The organism is Arthrobacter sp. StoSoilB22 (assembly GCF_019977315.1).
Lineage (GTDB): Bacteria > Actinomycetota > Actinomycetes > Actinomycetales > Micrococcaceae > Arthrobacter.
On sequence record NZ_AP024652.1, the window covers coordinates 422,558 to 442,085 of the forward strand.

Genomic DNA, 19,528 nt, shown 5'->3' on the forward strand with positions numbered 1-19,528 from the left:
GCGTTTCCAGTGGTTCGGACTCAACCCCCCAGCTGGATGGCCAGGGCGGGCATAATTACCGGGAGAGCTGCGTCACTTAACATCCGGGAGTGCCTTTCCGGCACGTCCACGGCGGTCACGCGACCGGTGATGTACGGCTCCCAGGCATCCGCTCGCGGCGTGCCCTCAGGAACCTCCACGGTGGCCCGGAAGAGCAGCAGGTCGCCGTCGAAAATTGCAGGTTCCTGTTCCCTGATCAGCCGCGCCAGCACGGGGAAGTTCTCCACCATGGCCTGAACGGCGTCCAGTGGAACGGTACCCAGCGGGTTGTGGTTCCTACGGAGGATCTCCTGGGCCTTTGCAGCGCCAAGATCCTCGTAGTCGGACTCGTCCAGGGCGTAGCCCTGTGCCTCCAGGAAGGCAGCCCAAATTCCGACACCTGCCCCCACATCATCGTTGCTCTCCTGGTTTCCGGGGAACGCGTCAAGGATGGCCAGTGACGCAACCTCATCGCCACGTTCCTGGAGCCGGGTAGCCAGGCGGTGGACCACATGCCCACCAAAGGACCAGCCCAGGAGATGGTAGGGGCCGGAGGGTTGAACGGATTTGATGCGGGCAATGTAACTGTCCGCGAGTTCCGTGAGGTCCATCGCGGTGACGGCGTGGGTTGCGCCCGGTTCCATGCCCGGCATCTGCAACCCGATCAGGGGCCGCTCCGGATCCAGCGAACCCAGCATTGAAGCGTAGCCCCACGCGATACCCGACGCCGGGTGGACGGCGAACAGGGGCGCTTTGGTGCCGCTGGTGCGCAGGGGAAGAACCTGGCGCAGGCTTGCGGCGGCGCCATCGTCCACGCTCCGATCGGCTTCGGCCAGAAGCCCCTCCACCGTGGGCGCACGGAACAAGGCCTGGACCTGCAGGGATGTTCCCAGCGCTGCATTGATCCGGGCAATCAACGGTTGCGCCAGGAACGAATGCCCGCCCAGTTCAAAGAACGATTCGTCCACTCCTGCCTTGTCCAGGGACAACACATCCGCGAAGATGGCGGCCGCCGTCTGCTCCCGTGGAGTCCGCGGAGCCTTGCCGGACGTGCGCGGCGCGCTGTCCGCTTCCGGCAGGGCAGCAAAATCCACCTTGCCGTGATGGGTCAGGGGGATCTCCTGGATGGCCACCACGGCCGCAGGCACCATGTAATCCGGCACCATGTTCCGCAGGTGGGCGCGCACGCCGTCAGCGAAGTCCGCCGCGCCATCCGTAGTGTCAACGGGAACGCCGGCCGTGGGGACCACCCAAGCCACCAACCGCACGCTGTCCCCGGAAGGCACCGCCCGGACCACGGCGGCCTGGACGTCCACCGCAGTGGTGGCGGCCTGCTCGATCTCCCCGGGCTCCACACGGAACCCACGGATCTTGAGCTGATTGTCGTTGCGTCCGGAGAAGACGATGCTCCCGTCAGCGTGCCGCACCACCAGGTCACCGGTGCGGTACATACGCCCACCATCTGCGCTGAAGGGATCGGCCACAAAGCGTTCAGCCGTCAGTCCCGGCTGGCCCCGGTAGCCGTTGGCCAGCTGCTTGCCCGCGATGTAGAGCTCGCCGGAAACTCCGGGCAGCGCCGGCTGCAGCAAAGGGTCAAGGACATACAGCGCGGTCCGGGACGTGGCAGCTCCCAGCACCGGGGCCGTGTGGTCACTGACGCGCGCCAGCACGGTATCCACCGCGGCTTCCGTAGGACCATAAAGGTTCCAGGCGGTCACGTTGTCCTTGGTGGACAGCGTGTCCCAGAGGGCGGGATCGAAGGCTTCGCCACCCAAGGCAAGGCTGAAGCCGTCTCCGTCCAGCACCCTGGTGAACGCCGGCTCGGTCAGCAAATGCCTCGCGTACGCGGGCGTTGTTTCCCAGACGCTGATGCGTTGCCCTTCAAAGTAGCCTGCCAACGCGGCGGGATCCCGCCGGATGTCCTCGCCCACCATGTGCAGTTGATGCCCGGCAACCATCCACAGGATGGGATCCCACGATGCATCAAAGCCAACTCCGGTGGTGTGGGCCACCTTCTGCTGAGCCCCGGTGGTGTGGGGATCGAGTCCCGCAAAGAGGGTCTCACCGTGCGATTCCAGCAGAGCTGCCAACGCGCCGTGGCTGACCTCCACTCCTTTGGGCCTCCCCGTGGATCCCGAGGTGAACATGACGTAGGCGAGATTGCGTCCTGCCGGCTGGCGCTCAAGAAGTTCCTGGGGCGAGCCGAAACCCGTGGCCCCCGCCGTCTCAAGGAGTCCGGACAGCAACACCAAGCGCGGAACAGCACGGCTAGGGTTCCGGGCAGCAACCGTGGACAGCAAAGCGGCCATGCGGTCCGCTTCCGATTCGGAACTGACCACCACGGCAGGCCCGGCATCCTCCAGGATGGCCACCACACGGTCATCCGGGTACTCGGTATCGATCGGGTTGTAAACCGCACCGGCTGCAACTGCGCCAAGCAACGCCTGGACGGTTCCGGCGGACCGGGGCAGGAACACCGAGACAACATCGCCCGCGGCCACCCCCTCCATGTGAAGTCCGTCCGCCACACGCACCACGGAGTCTGCCAACTCAGCAAAGGTGACCTTGCTGTCCCCGCTGACCAGCGCTACGGAGTCCGGGGCGGACTGGACACTGGCAGCGAAGGCGGCCAGGACGCCGTCGGACTCTTCCGGGTGATGTACGACGCCGGAACCCCGTCCCGCTGTCAGCCCCGCCAACGCGTCGGCTTCCTCGGGGTGAAGCAGGGGCACCTCCGCCACACGGGTCTCCGGATCAGCGGCAGCCCGCTCCACGAAACGCACCAAGGTTTTGACCAGCCGTTCGATGGTGGCGTCCTGAAACATTGCCGCGTTGTACTCCAGCGTGGCTGAAAGACCAGCGGTGGCGGGACGGAAGGTGAAGGAGAGGTCAAACTTCGCCTCGCCCGACCCGTCGTCCGGCAGCGCAGTGACTGTTGCACCGGGCAGTTCCGGAACGGAAGCGGGGGAGCTGTCCACCGTCAGCATCGTTTGGAACAGGGGGTGCCGTCCCAGCTCACGGGCGGGGTTCAGTACCTCCACCAGCCGTTCAAACGGGACGCCGTCATGATCGAACGCTGCCAGCACGCTGGTGCGGGCACGGTCAACCATGGCACGCACGGTGGGAGAACCGGCGGCGCTGATCCGCAGCGGCAAGGTGTTGACGAAGAATCCCACCAGGTCCGCCAGGGCCGGGTCCGCGCGCCCTGCCGTGGGTGAGCCGATCACGATGTCATCGCCGGCCCCCATGCGCTGCAGGAATCCGGCCAGGACGCCATGGAGCGTCATGAACAGGCTCGCGTTGGAGGTAGCCGCCAGGGAGTTCAGGGCCTTCAAAGTTTCGGTACTGAGCTCAAAGATGCGCTGTTTTCCGGGCTGCCGGGCCTCACGGGGGCGGCGCTGATCGGCTGGAAGGGTGAGCTCGGTGGGTATGCCCGCCAGGGTTTCCTGCCAGAACCGGACCTTGCTGTCCGCCACTCCTGCGGCACCAAGGACTTCCTGCTGCCACGCGCTGAAGTCTGCGTACTGGAGGCTGAGCGGGGCGCGGCTGTTCCCGGTTCCTGTCACAGCAGCCGAGTAGGCCTCGGAAAGATCCCGGGCAAGCGGTGCCAGGGACGCACCATCGCTGGCGATGTGGTGGATCACCAGCTGGAGGATCCATGCAGGCCGGGGGCCGTCACCGCGGCGCAGCAGCACCGCGCGCAGGGGGAGGTCGCTGGTGACGTCAAAGCCCGTGCGTGCTTCCGCTTCCAGAATGGAGGCTTGCTCATCCTCGCTGCCCACCGGGATGATCCGCAGCAGCCCACCCGCATCTCCGGCCGGGTGGACCAGCTGGTGGGGGGTGCCGGCAGTTGCCGGGTAGCTGGTCCTCAGGACCTCGTGCCTGGCCACCAAGGAATCGACGGCGGCGGAGAGGGCCTGCTCATCCACGTCGCCTTCCAGTTGGGCGGCCAGGGAGATGTTGTAGTCGGCGGAGCCTGGATCCAGCTGATTGAGGAACCACATGCGTTGCTGGGCGAAGGACAGGGCTGGGTTCCCATGGCGGCGTGCCGTTCCGGTTTCCAGCCACTCAGCGAGCGTCGGGCCGGTCTCTTGGGCGGGGTCGGCATGAGATGCCAGCTCAGCATGAGGTGCCTGGCCAGCGGGAGCTGCCGGGCCGTCGTCGGGCGTTGACCCGACTGATCGTCCGGCAGAGATCGCGCCCAACAGCGCCCCGGGAGTCGGTTGATCGAAGAGCGTCCGCAACGGGAGGGCAGCGCCAAAGGCTTCCCGGATCTTTCCCATGATGGTGATGGCCAGGAGGGAGTGTCCCCCCAGCAGGAAGAAGTCATCATCCATGGCCACCGTCTCCAGCCCGAGAACCTCACCGAAGATTCCGGCCATGACGTGCTCCTCGGGAGTGGACGGAGCCGTTCCTTCGCCTGCGCCCGTTGCCGCGGGTGCGGGAAGGGCCTTGCGGTCCAGCTTTCCGTGGGAGGTCAGTGGAAGCGCCGGAATGGGCATGATCAGGGCCGGGACCATGTAGTCAGGCAGCCTGGTGGCCGCGTGTGCCCGTAGCTCGGCCGTGTCCACTGCGCCCACAACATAGGCGACGATTCGCTGGGCAGGAACACCATCGGTGACGGCAACAACGTGCTGCACCTCCGGATGGCTGGACAGGGCAGACTCCACCTCACCGAGTTCGATCCGGAACCCGCGGACCTTCACTTGGTCATCGGTCCGGGAAAGGAATTCAAGCACACCTGTGGCGTCACGCCTCACCAGGTCGCCGGTCCGGTACATGCGGCTTCCGTCGGCCGCAAAGGGATTCGCCACGAAACGCGAGGCCGTCTCGGCAGGGCGCTGGTCATAACCTTGCGCCATCCCGTCGCCGGCCAGGTACAGCTCGCCGGGAACCCCAGCGGGGACCGGCTGGAGGTACGCGTCCAGCACCCACGCGGATGTGTTTCCCGCGGCCCTGCCAATCACTGGCTTGGTGCCGGTGATCTCCGCCATCACCGAATCAACAGTGAACTCGGTGGGGCCGTAGAAGTTCAACGCCTGGACGGAAGGGTCTGAGGCCAGGCGCTCCCAGAGGGCACCGGATACGTCCTCGCCGCCCAGGGCGAGGATCAGTGGCTGTTCGCGGTGCTGGTCAAGCAGGCCATACTGCAGCAATTGCGCGGCGAACGACGGCGTTGTTTCCAGGACGTCGATTCCGTGCTGGAGGCAGTATCGGCTGAGGCTTTCGGCGTCGCCGCGCTCCGCGTCGGCCACCATGTGCAGTTCGGCGCCGGCCACCATCCAGAGCATCGGGTCCCAGGAAGCATCGAAGCCCAGCCCGGCGATGTGTGCCACGGCAACAGGGTTTCCCGCGTCCGCGGCAAGGCGCGGCGCAAACAGGGTGCGGTGATGGTGTGCGTAGAGGTTGGCCAAGGCACCGTGGGTCACGGCAACGCCCTTGGGCCTTCCGGTGGAACCCGAGGTGTACAGCACGTAGGCGAGGTCGCCGGGGGCGCACTCTGCCGTTGCCGTTCCGGGGGCATTTTCCCCGGCCGCCAGCAGGTTGGCGAGGGTCACCGCCTTGGAAGGTTCGACGCCGGTACCCGCCTGGCCATGAACGATCACTACCGCCGGGCTGCTGTCCTCCAGGATCATCCTGATCCGTTCGGAGGGATAGGCGAGGTCGATTGGTATGTATACGGCACCGGCAGTCAGCACGCCCAGGGCAGCGGCCACGACGTCCGCTAATCGCGGAATGGCCACGGCCACGCGATCACCGGGACGGACGCCCCTGGCAGTGAGTCCCTTGGCGATGGCTTCCACCCGGTCCTGCAATTGATGGAAGCTCCACGACGTTCCCTCAGCCACCACAGCAATGCGGGACGCATTCGCAGCGGCGGTCTGCGCGAAGGCGTCCAGGATGGTGGGCCACGGAACGTCGAGTTTCGTGGCGGAGCTGTGTGCCAGGACTTCTGCATGCTGGCTTGGGGTCTGAATACGCAAGCGGTCCAGTGTCACAGCAGGGTGGTCGGCAAACTGCCCGGCAACCAGCATGAACCCTTCAACAAGCCGCTCCACGGTGCTCCGGCTGAAGAGCGCGGGGTTATAGGCCAGCGAGCCGGAAATGCCGGCGCTGGCCGTTTCGGCCAGGTCCAGGAGGAGATCGAACTTCGCCCCGCCCGGCTCCCTCCCCATGTCCGCAGTGGCTTCGAGGCCCTCCATGGACAGCGACGCGTCGGGGGTATTTTGCAGCGTCAGCATCACCTGGAACAGGGGATGGCGGTGGCGCGATCGCGTGGGGTTGAGTTCCTCCACGACGCGCTCGAAAGGGGCGTCCTGGTTTCCGTAGGCGTGCAGGTTGGTGTACCGGACGCTTTCCACCAGCTCGGATGCGGTGGGGTTGCCGGACGTGTTGGTCCGCAGCACCAGGGTATTGACGAAGAAGCCCACCAGTTCGTTGAGTTGCGTGTCGGTGCGGCCTGCCACCGGCGTGCCCAGCGGGATGTCCTCTCCGGCGCCCGACTTTGTCAGCAGCGCAGCAAGCGCAGCCTGGAGCACCATGAAGAGGCTGGCATTCTGCTTCCTCGCCAGTGCGTTCAGGCCCGCTGTGGTGCCGGCGTCCAGTTCCAAGGGAATCGACGACGCCGGGAGGTCGCCTTCGCGGGTTCCGCGCGGGAAGTCGTACGGCAGCTGGAGTTCCTCCGGGGATCCCTTGAGCTCGCGGGCCCAGAACTCCAATTGCCGTGAAATGGGGCTGGAAGGATCCTCTTCCTGCCCCAGGGCTCCGCGCTGCCATAAGGTGTAGTCGGCGTATTGGACGGGCAGCTGGTTGGAGGGAGCTTCCCTTCCGTTCAGCCGTGCAGTGTAGGCCTCGGAGAGGTCACGGGCCAGCGGAGCCAGGGACCATCCGTCCGCGGCCACATGGTGCAACGTGATGGCCAGGACATGGTGGTCCGGTGCCAGTTGGAACAGAACAGTCCGGACTGGGAGTTCCGCTGTGATGTCGAAACCGCGCTGGGTCTCTGCCGCCAGGGCCCGGTCCAGGTTCCCCGCATCGCACTGCACTGCCAGGAGCTTGGCGGGCATGGTTCCCGGCGGCAGGATTTCCTGGCGCGGTTCACCGTCGGACCAGGGATAGATGGTGCGCAGCGTTTCGTGACGGTCCACAATATCGGTGAGCGCAGCCTCCAGGGCACCCACCTCCAAACGGCCCTTCAACGTCAGCACAATGGGAATGTTGTAAGCACCCGACTGCTGATCCAGACGGTTCAGGAACCACAGCCTGCGTTGGGCAAAGGACAGCGGGATGGTGTCCGGCCGCTCCTTCGCACTCAGCACGGGAGCGCTTGTTCCGTCGTTCTCCAATGCCGCGGCGAGTCCCGCCACCGTGGGCTCTTCGAAGATGGTGCGGAGGGCGGGAGCAGAACCTGTGGCGTCGCGCAGGTACGCGGCGAGGCGTGTGGCCAGCAGCGAGTGGCCGCCCAGCTCGAAGAAGTCGTCCTCAATCCCAACGGATTCCAGGCCCAGGATTTCGCGGAAAGCATCAGCCACCACACGCTCGGCCGGTGTGCGCGGCGCACTGGTGGCGGCCTCGGGTTCCGGCGTTGGCAGGGCGCGGGTGTCCAGCTTGCCGTTTGCTGTCAGGGGTATGGATTCGATGGCGATCACCGCTGCGGGCACCATATAGTCCGGCAGCGTCCTGCGGGCCTCCTTGCGGATGGCTGCGGAGTCCAGGGCTGTGCTGCCCCCGGATTCCTGCTCCGGGTGGGAGGCGGTGACGTAGGCGAGCAGCTGGTCGTAGCCGGCCTTGTTCTTGGTCACCGTCACCGCGGCTTGGGCCACCCCTTCCATGCCGCGGAGGACCTCTTCGATCTCCGCCAGTTCAATCCGGAACCCGCGGATCTTCACCTGCTGGTCCATCCGGCCAAGGAACTGAAGGGTCCCATCGTCCAGGCGGCGCACCACGTCCCCTGTGCGGTACATGCGTGTGCCGTCCAGCGCGAAGGGATCGGCCACGAATTTGCCTGCGCTAAGCCCAGGCTGGTCAAGGTAGCCGCGTGCGAGGTTGGGACCGGCGACGTACAGCTCGCCGATGGCATTGGTGGGGACCGGGTTAAGGCCCGAGTCCAGGATGTAGTGCCGGCTGTTGGCCACCGATCCACCCAGGGTGACGACCGTGCCGGGCTCCATCACTGCGGTCAGCGAGTCCACTGTGGTTTCGGTGGGACCGTAGAAGTTGTAGGCCACCACACCCTCATGGGCGGCCAACTCACGCCATGTTGCCGGGTCCACGGCTTCGCCACCCAGAGCCACCACGGAGGGGTGCGTGTCCTGATCGAAAAGGCCGCCGGCCAGCAGCGCCTTGGCAAATGACGGCGTGGTTTCAATCGAATCGATGCGCTCCCTGGCCAGGAACAAGCTCAGGGCTTCGGGATCGCGCCGTGTCTGGTTGTCCACCATGTGCAGCTCATGCCCGGCGAGGAGCCACAGGATGGGATCCCAGGAGGCATCGAATGACAATCCCGCGGTGTGGGCCACCCGGAGGCTGCGGCCCAGCCGCGATGAGGCAGGATCAAAAATCCTGTCCCGATGCGAGGTCAGCAGGTTCAGCAGGGCCAGGTGTTCCACACCCACGCCTTTGGGGCGGCCGGTGGAGCCGGAAGTGAAAATCACGTACGCAAGATCATGCTGGCCCGCTACGGGCGCCGGCGGGGCCGGGTCCTTGCTGTCCAGCTCGGCCAACACCACGCTGGAATCCAGTACAGTCACGGGCACACTGGTGCGGGGCCGTCCCTGGTCAGTGTCCCCATTCACGGCCGTTTCCGTCAGCAGGAGGACCGGTGCAGCGTCCTCCACCATGCCTTCCACCCGGCCGGCAGGGTAGTCCGGATCCAGGGGAACATAGGCGGCGCCCGCCTTCAGGATGGCCAGGATAGCGACGGGCAGCAGGACGCTGCGGTCCAACCTGACGGCCACCGTGCTCCCGGGCTTGGCGCCGCGCTCGCGGAGAAAGCGGGACAGTTGGTTGGAGCGCTGTTCCAGTTCGGCAAAGCTCAGGCGGCCGTCAGCAGCCACTACGGCAGTTCTCCCAGGTGCGGCCGACGCCACGGCCTGGAACTCTTCCACAACCGTGTGGCCCGGCAGGTCCATCGACTCTGCGTCGCCCTCGGCTAGCAGGGAGCGTTCCTCCGACGTCGACGTCACTGACAGTGCCGCCGTCGGATTTTCCGGGTTGGCCAGAAGCTCGCCAAGAAGCTGGGCAAAGCGCGTCAGGTGCTTGTCCAGGTCTGTTTGGGTGTAGAGGCTGGCGTTGGCGGCGAACTGCACAGTGACGCCGTCGGAGGCGATGTTCCCGAGGCCATGGACAATGACGGACAGGTCATCAATGGGGCCGGTGGACAGGATGTGCATGGTGCCGGTGGCTTCACCGAAAGCGATGTCGTCCAGAACCGGAAGGATATTGACCGATGGTCCCAGGTAGCTGCCCTGTCCAGTCATGGACTCGTAGCGGGTCCGCTGGTGGATCAGCGCTCCACGCAGCTTGCCGCCCGTGGTGGCCACCATGTCTTGGACAGTGGCTCCGGGGTTGATGTCCAGCCGGATGGGGACGATGTTGGACAGCATGGACGCTGTGGACTTGGCCAGTTTCCCGCGGCGCGCTGTCACAGGGAGCGCCAAGGAGACGTGCTGCTCGCCGGTCATCCGGTGCAGGTACAGGGACGCTGCCGTCAGGATCAATGCAGGCGCACTCCCGGAAGCTGACTGAAGAGCCTCCGCCGCGGACCTTGGGAGCGTCTTGGTTGATCGCAGCAAAGCCTCAGCCGTTCCCGAAGGGCGGCCAGAGAGCCCAGCGGGTGCCGGTTGTCCGTCCAGCTCTGCAGCCCAGAACTCCGCGTCGGCTGCAGCCGCGGCGGAGCCCTGATACTGCTGATCGTCCGCAATCAGCTCATTCAGCGCAGAAAAATCGAGGATCGGGTTTTCGGCGGCTTCAGTAGCGGTGCCCAGAGACTCGTAGACTGCGGCGACACGACGCAGTACCAGCACCGCGGAGTAGCCATCCAGAAGCAGGTGATGGACGCGTTGGTAGAAAAAGTGCCGGCCTTCGGAGAGCCTGATGACCTCCGTGTGGAGCAGCGCGCCGTCTTCCACGCTGCGTGCCTGCGCCATATCCGTGTCCATCAAGTCGCGTGCAGTCTTTTCGCGCGCTGCCTCGTCGCCGCAACCGGTGAGGTCGGTGAACTGCACCGAGGCATCCATGGCCTTGGCGTACTGGAACGGACCGTCGTCGTCCTCACCGAATGCCAGGTTCAATGCCGGTGTCTCTGAAACTGCCCTGCCCACGGCCGCTTCCAGGCGTGAAACATCCAAAGGCCCGGAGATTTCGATGAATTGCCCGATCTGGTACATGGGGCTGCTGTGCGCCAACTTCTGCGCGTACCAGATGCCCCGCTGCGCGGCAGATAAACCCATCCGGGCTGGTGCCTGGTGCGCCGGAGTGCCGGGCTGGTCAGGGGAGGCGGGGATAGGGAAGTTCATGATCCTTCTCTGCAGTGGGGGGAGGCGTGGAAAAGCAGCGGCAGCCCTGGGAATCAGGACTGCCGCGTCGTGAAGGTGGGGTTACTGGAACTGGCCGAGCTGAAGGGGGCCCAGCACATCTCCATCGATCAGGGGTCCATTGATGAGCGGACCGTTGATGAGGCCGCCGTTCAGAATGCCGCCACCCAGCAGGCCGTTAAACAAGCCGCCGTTGAGGGCGCTGGTGCTGGCGGGAGCGGCAGTGGCTGCAGGAGCTGTTGTTGCTGCTTGTGCGGGGAGGGAAGCAAGGGTGAAGGCGGAGGCTGCAAGGACGGTTCCGACTGCGAAACGTGCGGCGTTCTTGGTGGGCTTGTTCACGGGATCTTCTCCAGTACATAGCTGACGTTGTCCGCGCGTCACGGGGTGACGCGCCATCAGTTATTCGGAGCTGCGGGTCGCGTGGATGGGGATCGTCTCTGGCCGGGGCAGGACACCGGAGCCCCTCAGGTTGGTTCCGCCCCGGGACATCAGGGCCTAGGCGTGCTGGTGTGATTCGTGTTCGGAGTGGCTCACTGGCTCCAACTGGAAAGTGCAGTGCTCCGTGTCGAAATGCCGGCCAAGGCACGAGCCCAGCTGGTCCAGGATGTTGTCCGCCCCCGTCGCGTTCAGGACCGCATCCTCCACCACCACGTGGGCTGAGAATACGGGAACGCCGGATGTGATGGTCCAGATGTGGATGTCATGGGCATCAACCACACCGTCCACGGCAACTATGTGTTCCCTGATCATGTTTACATCAACGCCCTTGGGTGTGGCTTCCAAAAGCACATCCACCACGTCACGGAGCAGATGCCAGGCACGCGGAATGATCATCAGGGCAATCAGTACCGATGCCAACGGGTCAGCAGCACTGAATCCCGTGGTCATGATCACCACGGCCGCAACGATGACGGCGATGGAGCCAAGAAGGTCGCCCAGGACTTCAAGGTAGGCGCCGCGGACATTGAGGCTTTCCTTCTGCGCCCCTTGGAGGATCAGCAAGGAAACGAGGTTGGCCACAGCACCCAAAATGGCAGCCCACAGCATGACGTCCGTTTGGATTTCCGTGGGTTCGCCGAAGCGGCGAATGGCCTCGATCATGATCACCACAGCGATCACAATCAGGATCAGGGCATTGGCCAGCGCGGCCAGAACCTCAGCTCGTTGGTAGCCGTATGTTCGCTGGTCGCTCGCTGGGCGCGTGGCAATCCACGCCGCCATCAGGGCGATGAACACCCCAGCGGCGTCAGAAAGCATGTGTCCGGCATCAGCCAGCAGCGCCAAGGATCCGGACACGACGGCGCCAACCACCTGGATGCCCACCACCCCTAAGGTGATGGCCAGGACGGCGATAAGCCGCTTCCGGTGCTTGCCGGTTGCTGTGACTCCGTGGGAGTGGTTGTGGTCGTGCCCCATGCCTACAAGGCTAGCCCCAGCCGAGTTCATGCAAGCGGTCGTCGTCTATCCCAAAATGGTGAGCTATCTCATGCACCACGGTGATGGCCACCTCATCAATAACTTCTTCGCGGGTGCTGCAAATGTTCAGGATGGGTTGGCGGAAGATCGTGATCCGGTCAGGGAGGGAGCCTGCTTCCCACCAGGAATCCCGTTCGGTCAACGGAACTCCCTCGTAGAGCCCCAGCAACACGGTGCCAGGATCTTCTCCGGGTTGTGGTGTGTAGTCGTCCTCGATGAAGATGGCCACATTGTCCATGGCGCTGGCCGCTTTGGGCGGGATCAGCTGCAGGGCGTCACTGACGGCTTCTTCAAAATCTTCGGCCGACATTTCGTAAGGCCCTGGAACATCATCAACACGCCTGTTTTCGACGGGACTGTGCACTGCGTTCCGTTCCCGTAGCGGCGAGGAGGGGCGATCGCCGTCGGGAATGATGGGCAGGCCGGGAGGAAGATTCGCGGGCATGATTCGACTTTAGTCCGCGAACGCAGCAATGGCTCCGTGTGTGATGGGAGATACTGAACTCAATCCTCTTTTCGACAGACACAGGAACCGCATGACCGGCACCGCTTCCCTTGCACCTGAGCCCCTCGACGTCGTCGTAGTGGGTGAGGCCCTGATCGACATCGTCCAGTCGACGAACGGGCAGAAGGAGTACCCCGGCGGTTCGCCGGCGAATGTCTCCTATGGCCTTGGCTTGTTGGACGTGAAAACGGGCCTGCTCACAGCGATCGGTCGTGACGAGCGGGGTGACGCCATCGCTGCGCACCTGCAAAAAGCAGGTGTTGTGTTGTTGCCCGGTTCCATGTCCGCGGGCAAGACAGCGACGGCGACAGCCAGGATAACCGCCGATGGTTCAGCAGATTACACCTTCGACATCGACTGGGCGCTGGCTCCACTCGCTTTGCCCTATGCGCCAAGAATCCTGCATACCGGTTCCATCGCCACGTTCCTGGAGCCCGGTGCAAGCGTTGTCCGGAGCCTGTTGGAACAGGCCCAGGGCGGGTGCATGGTCACGTACGACCCCAATATCCGTCCCGACCTTCTGGGAAGCCACCACGAGGCACTCTCACTGTTCGAGGAAATAGTGCCCCTGACGGACGTAGTTAAACTCAGCGGCTCCGACGCCCGGTGGCTCTACCCTGGCAAAGCGCTTGAGGACACCGCGAGCCACCTGCTGGCCCTTGGCACAGGGCTTGCTGTGGTGACCCAAGGAGTCAAGGGCTCGCTCATGGCCACCAAACACATTCAACTCAACGTTCCGGCCGTTCCGGCTACCGTGGCGGACACCATCGGCGCCGGAGACTCCTATACGGCAGCGCTCATCATGGGGCTGCTGCTGCGGGGCAGCGATGGCCTGGCGCCCACGGTGCTGGAACGGATCGGCACCATCGCCTCCATGGCTGCTTCCATTGCTGTGGGCCGGCCGGGTGCAAACCCGCCCACGCACCGCGAACTACTGATGGGAATGGCCCGCTAACTGCGGGGCTGGCGGGGCTGCCGGGTCTGGCGTCGCGTCAACCCGACGCCGATCAGGCAGATGACGCCGCCGATCAATCCCCAAATGGTGGGGACTTCCTGGAGTACCGCCCACGAAATCAGGATGGTGGTGCCCGGGACAAGGTAGGTGGTGGCGGCCAGCTTTCCAGCCGAGATCAGGGAAAGCGCATAAGCCCAAGTGGTGAAGGCGATGGCTGTGGGGAAGATACCCAAATACACCAGCCCCAGGGTGGCGGGAAGCGGCGCTACCTGGACTTCTGCGATCAGCTGACCCGTCCATGGCAGGCAGCAGATGGCACCTACCATGATGCCGAACCACGTCGCTTGCCCTGCGGTGAACTTCCGCAGAACGGGTTTCTGCAGGATCGCGCTCACCGAGGCGAGCACAGCGGCAAGCAAGCACAAAAGCACACCGGCCACGTCCGCCGTCGAACGCTGTCCGGAACCCAAGGCAATCATGGCGACGCCGCAGAAGGCCACGCCGCTGCCGATCAGCAACCACCGCGGGAAGCCTTCCTTGAGGAAGATGCCGGCAAGAATCGCGATGAGGATGGGGGAGACGTTAATCAGCATGGCGCTGGTGCCGGCGTCCAGCATGTGCTCTGCGGCGTTCAGCGCCACGTTGTAGCCGCCGAACCACATCACCCCGTACGCCACGATCGGCAACCACTCGCGGCCGCTCGGCCAGACCTTCAGCGTGGGCAGCACCACGATTCCAAGCACGACGGCGGCAACCGCCAAGCGTCCGAGCGTCAAGGAACCGGGGGAGAAGCTTGGGCCCACTGCGCGGATGCCCACAAAGGCCGAAGCCCACAGGACCACCGTAATGATGACGGCCGCGATGCCGAGTTTGCTGATGGGTGCTCCCGGCGCGGGGGTGGTGCGCTGGGGCAGGCCCGGGGAAGGCTGGCCGGGTTCGGCCGGGGTGGTGGTTGTCATAGGGCAAATCTATCCGGCACGCGGCGGAGGTGGCTGGCGGTTTTCAGACACGTCAGGGCAAGATCCTGCCAATGTCGCCAGCCCGCGACCTTGCCGTACTGGCGAGGGGTGAGCTCTCGACTCTTTGGGTGCTTGGTTGAGGTGAGACGTCGCCCCTCGGTGAGCCTTCAGTTTGTGGCCCGGAACACTGCGCAGACCTCGATTTGGGAATATCGCCATCTATGCTCTAAAGTTTTAGAGTCCAGTTCGGACGAGCGAGACACGGAAAGAACGCGTAAAGCGTCCCTTTTCTTTGCGAAATCCGAATTGAGTTCAGGCCCCCATCGTCTAGCGGCCTAGGACACCGCCCTTTCACGGCGGCGGCACGGGTTCGAATCCCGTTGGGGGTACGCAAGGAAGTGGTAAACCGGATGAAAAAAGTCTGGTAAGCTAGAAGCCTTGAAAAAAACGCGGTAGAGATACTGCAAACGCAAGGCCCTGTAGCGCAGTTGGTTAGCGCGCCGCCCTGTCACGGCGGAGGTCGCGGGTTCAAGTCCCGTCAGGGTCGCTCTGAGCGCCGAAGAAATTCGGTTCTCAAGGTGACATGTCACCTAGGCTCTGTAGCTCAGTTGGTAGAGCGTTCGACTGAAAATCGAAAGGTCACCGGATCGACGCCGGTCGGAGCCACCACTGGGAAGCATCAGTTCTTCGGAACTGGTGCTTTTCTTCTTTAACATGCGATGACCTTGCCGGCGCGGACGAAGACCCAATGACCTGACCTCCGTCGTTTTCTTCATTGTCACGGGTTCTCTACCGGAGGAGACTGAGGCGACGGCATCCCATCTCGGACCGCCTGCGAGGCCACCCGGCTGCGGGGCCTCACAGCGCCTTGTAGCGGCCTGGTGGATCAATGAGTTCCATGACACCCATCGAAAAGGCCGCTCAGCGTTCTCGCCATCTCTTGCCCTTGCTGACTATCGCACTGATTGGATGTCTCGGCGGGTGCGAATATGAGTCCGACGACGCATCCCTGCCGTCTGCCAGTTCTCCGATGACGGAGGCTCGCACGGTCTCACCGCTGCCGGAGAGTCGCGACCCTCGCACGGTCTCATCGCTGCCGGAGAGTGGCGATATCGACGCCGGCACATATCTGGTCCCCGTCGACGGCTACAAGGAGCCTTTCGAGATCACCGTTCCAGGCGGCTGGTCTGCTCTCGACGGTAACAGCTTGGGCAAGGATGACCCGGATCACCCGGCTGCATGGGCCGTCCACCTGACCCTTGGGTCCGCGTTCTATGTGTCGCAGGACGCATGCAACTGGAGGGGTGCCCTTGCCGATGTCGGTCCTGCGGACTGGGCCTTCACTAGGGCTATGGCGGCGCAATCGTCAACGGCAAGCACTCCTCCCGTCAAGATCATGGTGGGCGATTACCCCGGCTTCGAGTTCGACCACTCCGTCGAGGGCGACGTGGACATCCCGGCCTGCGACAGCGGCAAGTTCTGCATCCACTCAGAAATGATGTACCACTGCACACACTGGTACTCGACTCAGAATGAACACGAAACCTACCGGGTAGTCGACCTGAACGGCAAGCGGGCTGTCGTCGCTGTGGGCTATGTCGACGAATCGATCAATCCGGAGCTGATAAGAGAGGCGCGCGCCGTCTTCGACTCGATCGTGTTCGGGTCATACAAGTGACCAGCTGATCCGATAAGCGATCCCGCCCCCGGGCTCCGACTCCTTCCCTGAACGCAACATCCTGGAGGGTATCGAGTAGGCCCTCACCTTTCAGAGCCCCGCGGTCATGTCCTTTCGCCTCGGAACCCTTTCCGAAGAAACTATTGACGCTTCAGAATTCCCATGACAGCATGATGACCACATATTGATACCGGTATCAACATGTTCCAACACTCCAAAAGTTGTCGTTCGAAAGGACCATCCGTGCTTGGCTTCAAAGAAGAGGAATTCCTCACGCAGACCCGTAGTGCTCTGGCGCTGCAGGGGCAGATCGAATCGGTAGTCGACTCCATCCAGGAACGGCAGCTGACCAACATGTTCCTCATTGGTGCCGGCGGAACCTACGCCGCGATGCTGCCGTACGAGCACTTCATCCGATCCCGGTCCACGTTGCCTGTCCGTGCATCCATCGGCAAAGAGCTGATGTTGGCCGAGGATCCCACGTTCGGCCCCGGCTCCGTAGCTGTCTTCGCTTCCGTCTCCGGCACCACCGAAGACGTTATCGAGGCCATCGAGTTTGCCAAGGCCAAGGGCGCCTACACCATAGGCTTCACCGGATTCGCGGATAGCCCGTTTGCTAAAGCCCTCGACGTTGCCTTGGTTACCGAACCTAAAACCTGGCCCTTTGATATCCCCATGATTCTCTTGAGCACCCGCCTCCTTGCTGCTCGCGGCGAATTTGAGGGGTACGAAGAACTGGCGGCCGAGCTGCAAACCGTCCCCGAGAGCCTGGTGGGCGTCGCCCGGCAAGCAGAATCAGTGGCAGAAGCCTTTGCGGAGAAGAACAAAGACGCTGACTATCACTTCCTGGTGGGCACCGGAAACCTGTGGGGCCTCACCTACCTCTACTCCATGTGCATCCTGGAAGAAATGCAGTGGCTCCGGACCACCCGCGTGCACGGTGCTGAGTTCTTCCACGGCTCCTTGGAACTCATCGAAGAAGACACCAGCCTCATGCTGCTGGTGGGTGAGGACGAGACGCGTCCACTGATGGACCGCGTTGCCAAATTCGCCGAAAACTACAACAAGAACACCACCTTGCTGGACAGCAAGGACTACGATCTGCCGGGCGTCAGCCCCCGTTTCCGTGCGCTCCTGTCCCCGTTGGTTCTGGATACCGTCCTGGACAGGTTCAGCAAGCACCTCGAACGCGTCCGAAACCACTCCTTGGATCTGCGCCGCTACTACCGAGTGGTGGAGTACTGACCGTTCGCCGCACCCCGAAAGGGTAGGATCGCCACGCTGCGGGCCCGGCTCTGTCCGGGCCCGCAGATTCGAGACAGGAAGAGCATGAAAGTAATCGGATTCGGGGACAACATTGTGGACCGTTTTCTCGACCGCAAAGTGATGTACCCCGGGGGAAACTGCGTTAACGTCGCGGTATTTGCCCATCGGTTGGGCATCGAGTCCGCCTATCTGGGCGTTTTCGGCTCCGATCCCTTGGGTGCTTTTGTCCGGAACGCCATCGATTCGGAGGGTGTTGATACCAGCAAGTGCATCATCCGTGACGGCCTCAATGGCGTCACTGAAATCAAGGTAGTGGACGGCGACCGTATCTTCCTGGGATGGAATGAAGGGGGCGTCACCACAAGTGATCCCTTCATGCTTGACGTTGAACACCTCAGGTACTTGGCCTCCGCCGATCTGGTGCATTCGAGCGTCTATTCCGCGTCGGAGACCCAGTTACCGGCGGTCCGCAGCACTGGTGCCTTAGTCAGTTTCGACTACTCGTCGGAGCCGGAACGTCGATCAGACTCCTATCTGGAACTAACGGCGCCCTACGTGGACCTGGCCCTTTTGTCGTGCGGAAACATGACTGTTGCCGCCGTCGAGCATGACCTCAGGCGAGTACATTCAGCGGGCGTTCCGCTCGCGGTGGGGACGCGCGGGCCGTCAGGGGCAATGATGTACGACGGCGAACGCTTCCTCACGCAGGCAGCGGCACCTACTGATCCACGCCGGTTTGCGGACACGATGGGTTGCGGTGATGCTTTTCTGGCCGGACTCGTGGTCAGTTTGCTTGGCTCCGGTTGGAGCCGAACGTACCGGCCGCCGGCAGACGATTTACAGAGAGCGTTGGCCCGAGGAGCTGAGCATGCCGCGGCGCAGTGTTATGTGGAGGGCGCGTTCGGTTACGGCCGGGCCGTCGAGGTAGCAACTAGTCGTAGAGGGAGCAACTAGGATCTGATGCAGGGACAAATCAACGGACGGAACTGCGGGCGCGGATTCCACAACTGAAGGGGGCCGGATGGCGACGGATCATCAGAACCACCCGGCTGCCCCCACCATTACCGAAGTAGCAGCAGCTGCTGGAGTGGGACGGGCAACGGTGGCTCGAACCCTCGGAAACTATGGATCGGTCAGTGAAGCCACCCGCGCCAAGGTGATGCGGGCGGCCGAAAAGCTGGGTTATCAGCCGAACACTCTGGCGCGCAGCATGACCACGGGAGTCACCAAAACCCTTGGGATTGTGCTGGCGGATGTGGCCAACCCGTTCTTCTCAGGCGTGCTCAAGGGCATCTCGGAAACAGCCAAAATGGCTGGCTACGACGCCATCATCCTGAGCACTGACGAGAAGCTTGAGCTGGAGCGCGACGCCATCGCAGTCCTGCTGGCAAAGCAAGTGGACGGCCTGGTGGTGGCGTCTGCTGCAGGTCGAAGCGATGACGTTTCACATCTATCCAATGCCATTCATCGCGGGACTCCTGTAGTCCTCATAGACCGTTTGGTGGACAAGCTGGAGACGGATTCGGTGGTGATCGACAACCGGGAGGCTGCACGGTCTGCCGTTGCATCGCTTATACAGAATGGTCACCGGCGGATAGCGTTCGCATGGGGGCCCGTCACCCTCAGTCCGGCGACGGACCTGAAGCAGATGCATAGCATCCTGGATGAAGCGCTGTGGAGTGATGGTGAGCGGCTGAGGGGTTATCTCGATGCCTTGGAAGAGGCAGGAATTCCTTTCGACACCGCGCTCATCACCCACGTTCTCAAGAATGAGGGCCAGGCGACGCGGGCTGTTAGCGGAATGTTGGCCCTCGCGGATCCGCCCACTGCCATTTTCACTACCGAAACCGAAGCGACGGTGGGGGCTCTTCATTCTTTGCGTGCCAAAAACCTGCGTGTACTGAAGGATGTCTCCCTCATCGGCTTTGATGACAGCCCTTGGGCGGCCGTCATGGACCCTCCGTTGACTATGATCCAGCAGCCCATGCGCCAGATGGGCATTGTCGCCTCCCAGCAGCTCATCGCAAGGATCGACGGCGACACTTCTGAACCGAAGAAGCACGTTCTGCCCTCGCAGCTCGTGGCCCGTTCATCAGACGGCCCTGTGCGCGCTGCTCGCGGCGACTCGTAAATTCG

The 19,528-nt window shown here is 63.4% G+C and carries 10 protein-coding genes and 3 tRNA genes; 8 read left to right on the forward strand and 5 right to left on the reverse strand.

The window, feature by feature from the left end; genetic code table 11:
* Positions 1-20 precede the first annotated feature (20 nt).
* The 4 genes from LDN70_RS02090 to LDN70_RS02105 all read right to left on the reverse strand — a co-directional run bounded on the left by LDN70_RS02090 (position 21) and on the right by LDN70_RS02105 (position 12,474).
* Complete coding sequence (locus LDN70_RS02090) at positions 21-10,535, reverse strand: non-ribosomal peptide synthetase (RefSeq protein WP_223941579.1); 10,515 nt, start codon at positions 10,533-10,535, stop codon at positions 21-23.
* 81 nt (positions 10,536-10,616) lie between these two features.
* The gene (locus LDN70_RS02095; RefSeq protein WP_142936939.1) at positions 10,617-10,892 is read right to left on the reverse strand and encodes a hypothetical protein; all 276 of its coding nucleotides are present in this window, start codon (positions 10,890-10,892) and stop codon (positions 10,617-10,619) included.
* Positions 10,893-11,048: 156 nt separating this feature from the next.
* Positions 11,049-11,969, reverse strand: a complete 921-nt coding sequence (locus LDN70_RS02100; RefSeq protein ID WP_142936938.1) for a cation diffusion facilitator family transporter — start codon at positions 11,967-11,969, stop codon at positions 11,049-11,051.
* 10 nt (positions 11,970-11,979) lie between these two features.
* A complete protein-coding gene (locus LDN70_RS02105; protein ID WP_223941580.1) occupies positions 11,980-12,474 on the reverse strand; it encodes a metallopeptidase family protein in 495 nt (164 codons plus the stop codon).
* Positions 12,475-12,565: 91 nt separating this feature from the next.
* Here LDN70_RS02105 and LDN70_RS02110 point away from each other — a divergent pair, with 91 nt between their 5' ends.
* Entirely contained in the window at positions 12,566-13,489 is a 924-nt protein-coding gene (locus tag LDN70_RS02110) for a carbohydrate kinase family protein (protein WP_142936936.1), read from the forward strand.
* Here LDN70_RS02110 and LDN70_RS02115 read toward each other — a convergent pair.
* Positions 13,486-14,448, reverse strand: coding sequence for a DMT family transporter (locus tag LDN70_RS02115; protein WP_223941581.1), 963 nt, complete (start codon positions 14,446-14,448; stop codon positions 13,486-13,488). The two genes, LDN70_RS02110 and LDN70_RS02115, sit on opposite strands and share 4 nt — an antisense overlap.
* A 316-nt stretch (positions 14,449-14,764) precedes the next feature.
* On the opposite strand from LDN70_RS02115, the gene LDN70_RS02120 reads away from it, so the two are divergent.
* The 7 genes from LDN70_RS02120 to LDN70_RS02150 all read left to right on the forward strand — a co-directional run bounded on the left by LDN70_RS02120 (position 14,765) and on the right by LDN70_RS02150 (position 19,523).
* Positions 14,765-14,837, forward strand: a tRNA-Glu gene (locus LDN70_RS02120).
* A gap of 84 nt (positions 14,838-14,921) precedes the next feature.
* A tRNA-Asp gene (locus LDN70_RS02125) sits at positions 14,922-14,995 on the forward strand.
* Between the two features lie 46 nt (positions 14,996-15,041).
* Positions 15,042-15,117: transfer RNA gene (locus LDN70_RS02130), tRNA-Phe, on the forward strand.
* A gap of 220 nt (positions 15,118-15,337) precedes the next feature.
* Positions 15,338-16,126 (forward strand): hypothetical protein, encoded by a 789-nt coding sequence (locus tag LDN70_RS02135; RefSeq protein ID WP_223941582.1) that lies wholly within the window; start codon positions 15,338-15,340, stop codon positions 16,124-16,126.
* 243 nt (positions 16,127-16,369) lie between these two features.
* Complete coding sequence (locus tag LDN70_RS02140) at positions 16,370-17,371, forward strand: SIS domain-containing protein (protein WP_223941583.1); 1,002 nt, start codon at positions 16,370-16,372, stop codon at positions 17,369-17,371.
* Positions 17,372-17,455: 84 nt separating this feature from the next.
* The gene (locus tag LDN70_RS02145; RefSeq protein ID WP_223941584.1) at positions 17,456-18,346 is read left to right on the forward strand and encodes a PfkB family carbohydrate kinase; all 891 of its coding nucleotides are present in this window, start codon (positions 17,456-17,458) and stop codon (positions 18,344-18,346) included.
* A 67-nt stretch (positions 18,347-18,413) separates the two neighbouring features.
* Positions 18,414-19,523 (forward strand): LacI family DNA-binding transcriptional regulator, encoded by a 1,110-nt coding sequence (locus tag LDN70_RS02150; protein WP_166841170.1) that lies wholly within the window; start codon positions 18,414-18,416, stop codon positions 19,521-19,523.
* Positions 19,524-19,528 lie beyond the last annotated feature (5 nt).

Excerpts from the sequence above, each read along its gene's own strand:
- LDN70_RS02090 (WP_223941579.1), bottom strand. The coding sequence starts at position 10,535 with ATGAACTTCCCTATCCCCGCCTCCCCTGACCAGCCCGGCACTCCGGCG.
- LDN70_RS02100 (WP_142936938.1), bottom strand. The coding sequence starts at position 11,969 with ATGGGGCACGACCACAACCACTCCCACGGAGTCACAGCAACCGGCAAG.
- LDN70_RS02105 (WP_223941580.1), bottom strand. The coding sequence starts at position 12,474 with ATGCCCGCGAATCTTCCTCCCGGCCTGCCCATCATTCCCGACGGCGAT.
- LDN70_RS02110 (WP_142936936.1), top strand. The coding sequence starts at position 12,566 with ATGACCGGCACCGCTTCCCTTGCACCTGAGCCCCTCGACGTCGTCGTA.
- LDN70_RS02115 (WP_223941581.1), bottom strand. The coding sequence starts at position 14,448 with ATGACAACCACCACCCCGGCCGAACCCGGCCAGCCTTCCCCGGGCCTG.
- LDN70_RS02135 (WP_223941582.1), top strand. The coding sequence starts at position 15,338 with ATGAGTTCCATGACACCCATCGAAAAGGCCGCTCAGCGTTCTCGCCAT.
- LDN70_RS02145 (WP_223941584.1), top strand. The coding sequence starts at position 17,456 with ATGAAAGTAATCGGATTCGGGGACAACATTGTGGACCGTTTTCTCGAC.
- LDN70_RS02150 (WP_166841170.1), top strand. The coding sequence starts at position 18,414 with ATGGCGACGGATCATCAGAACCACCCGGCTGCCCCCACCATTACCGAA.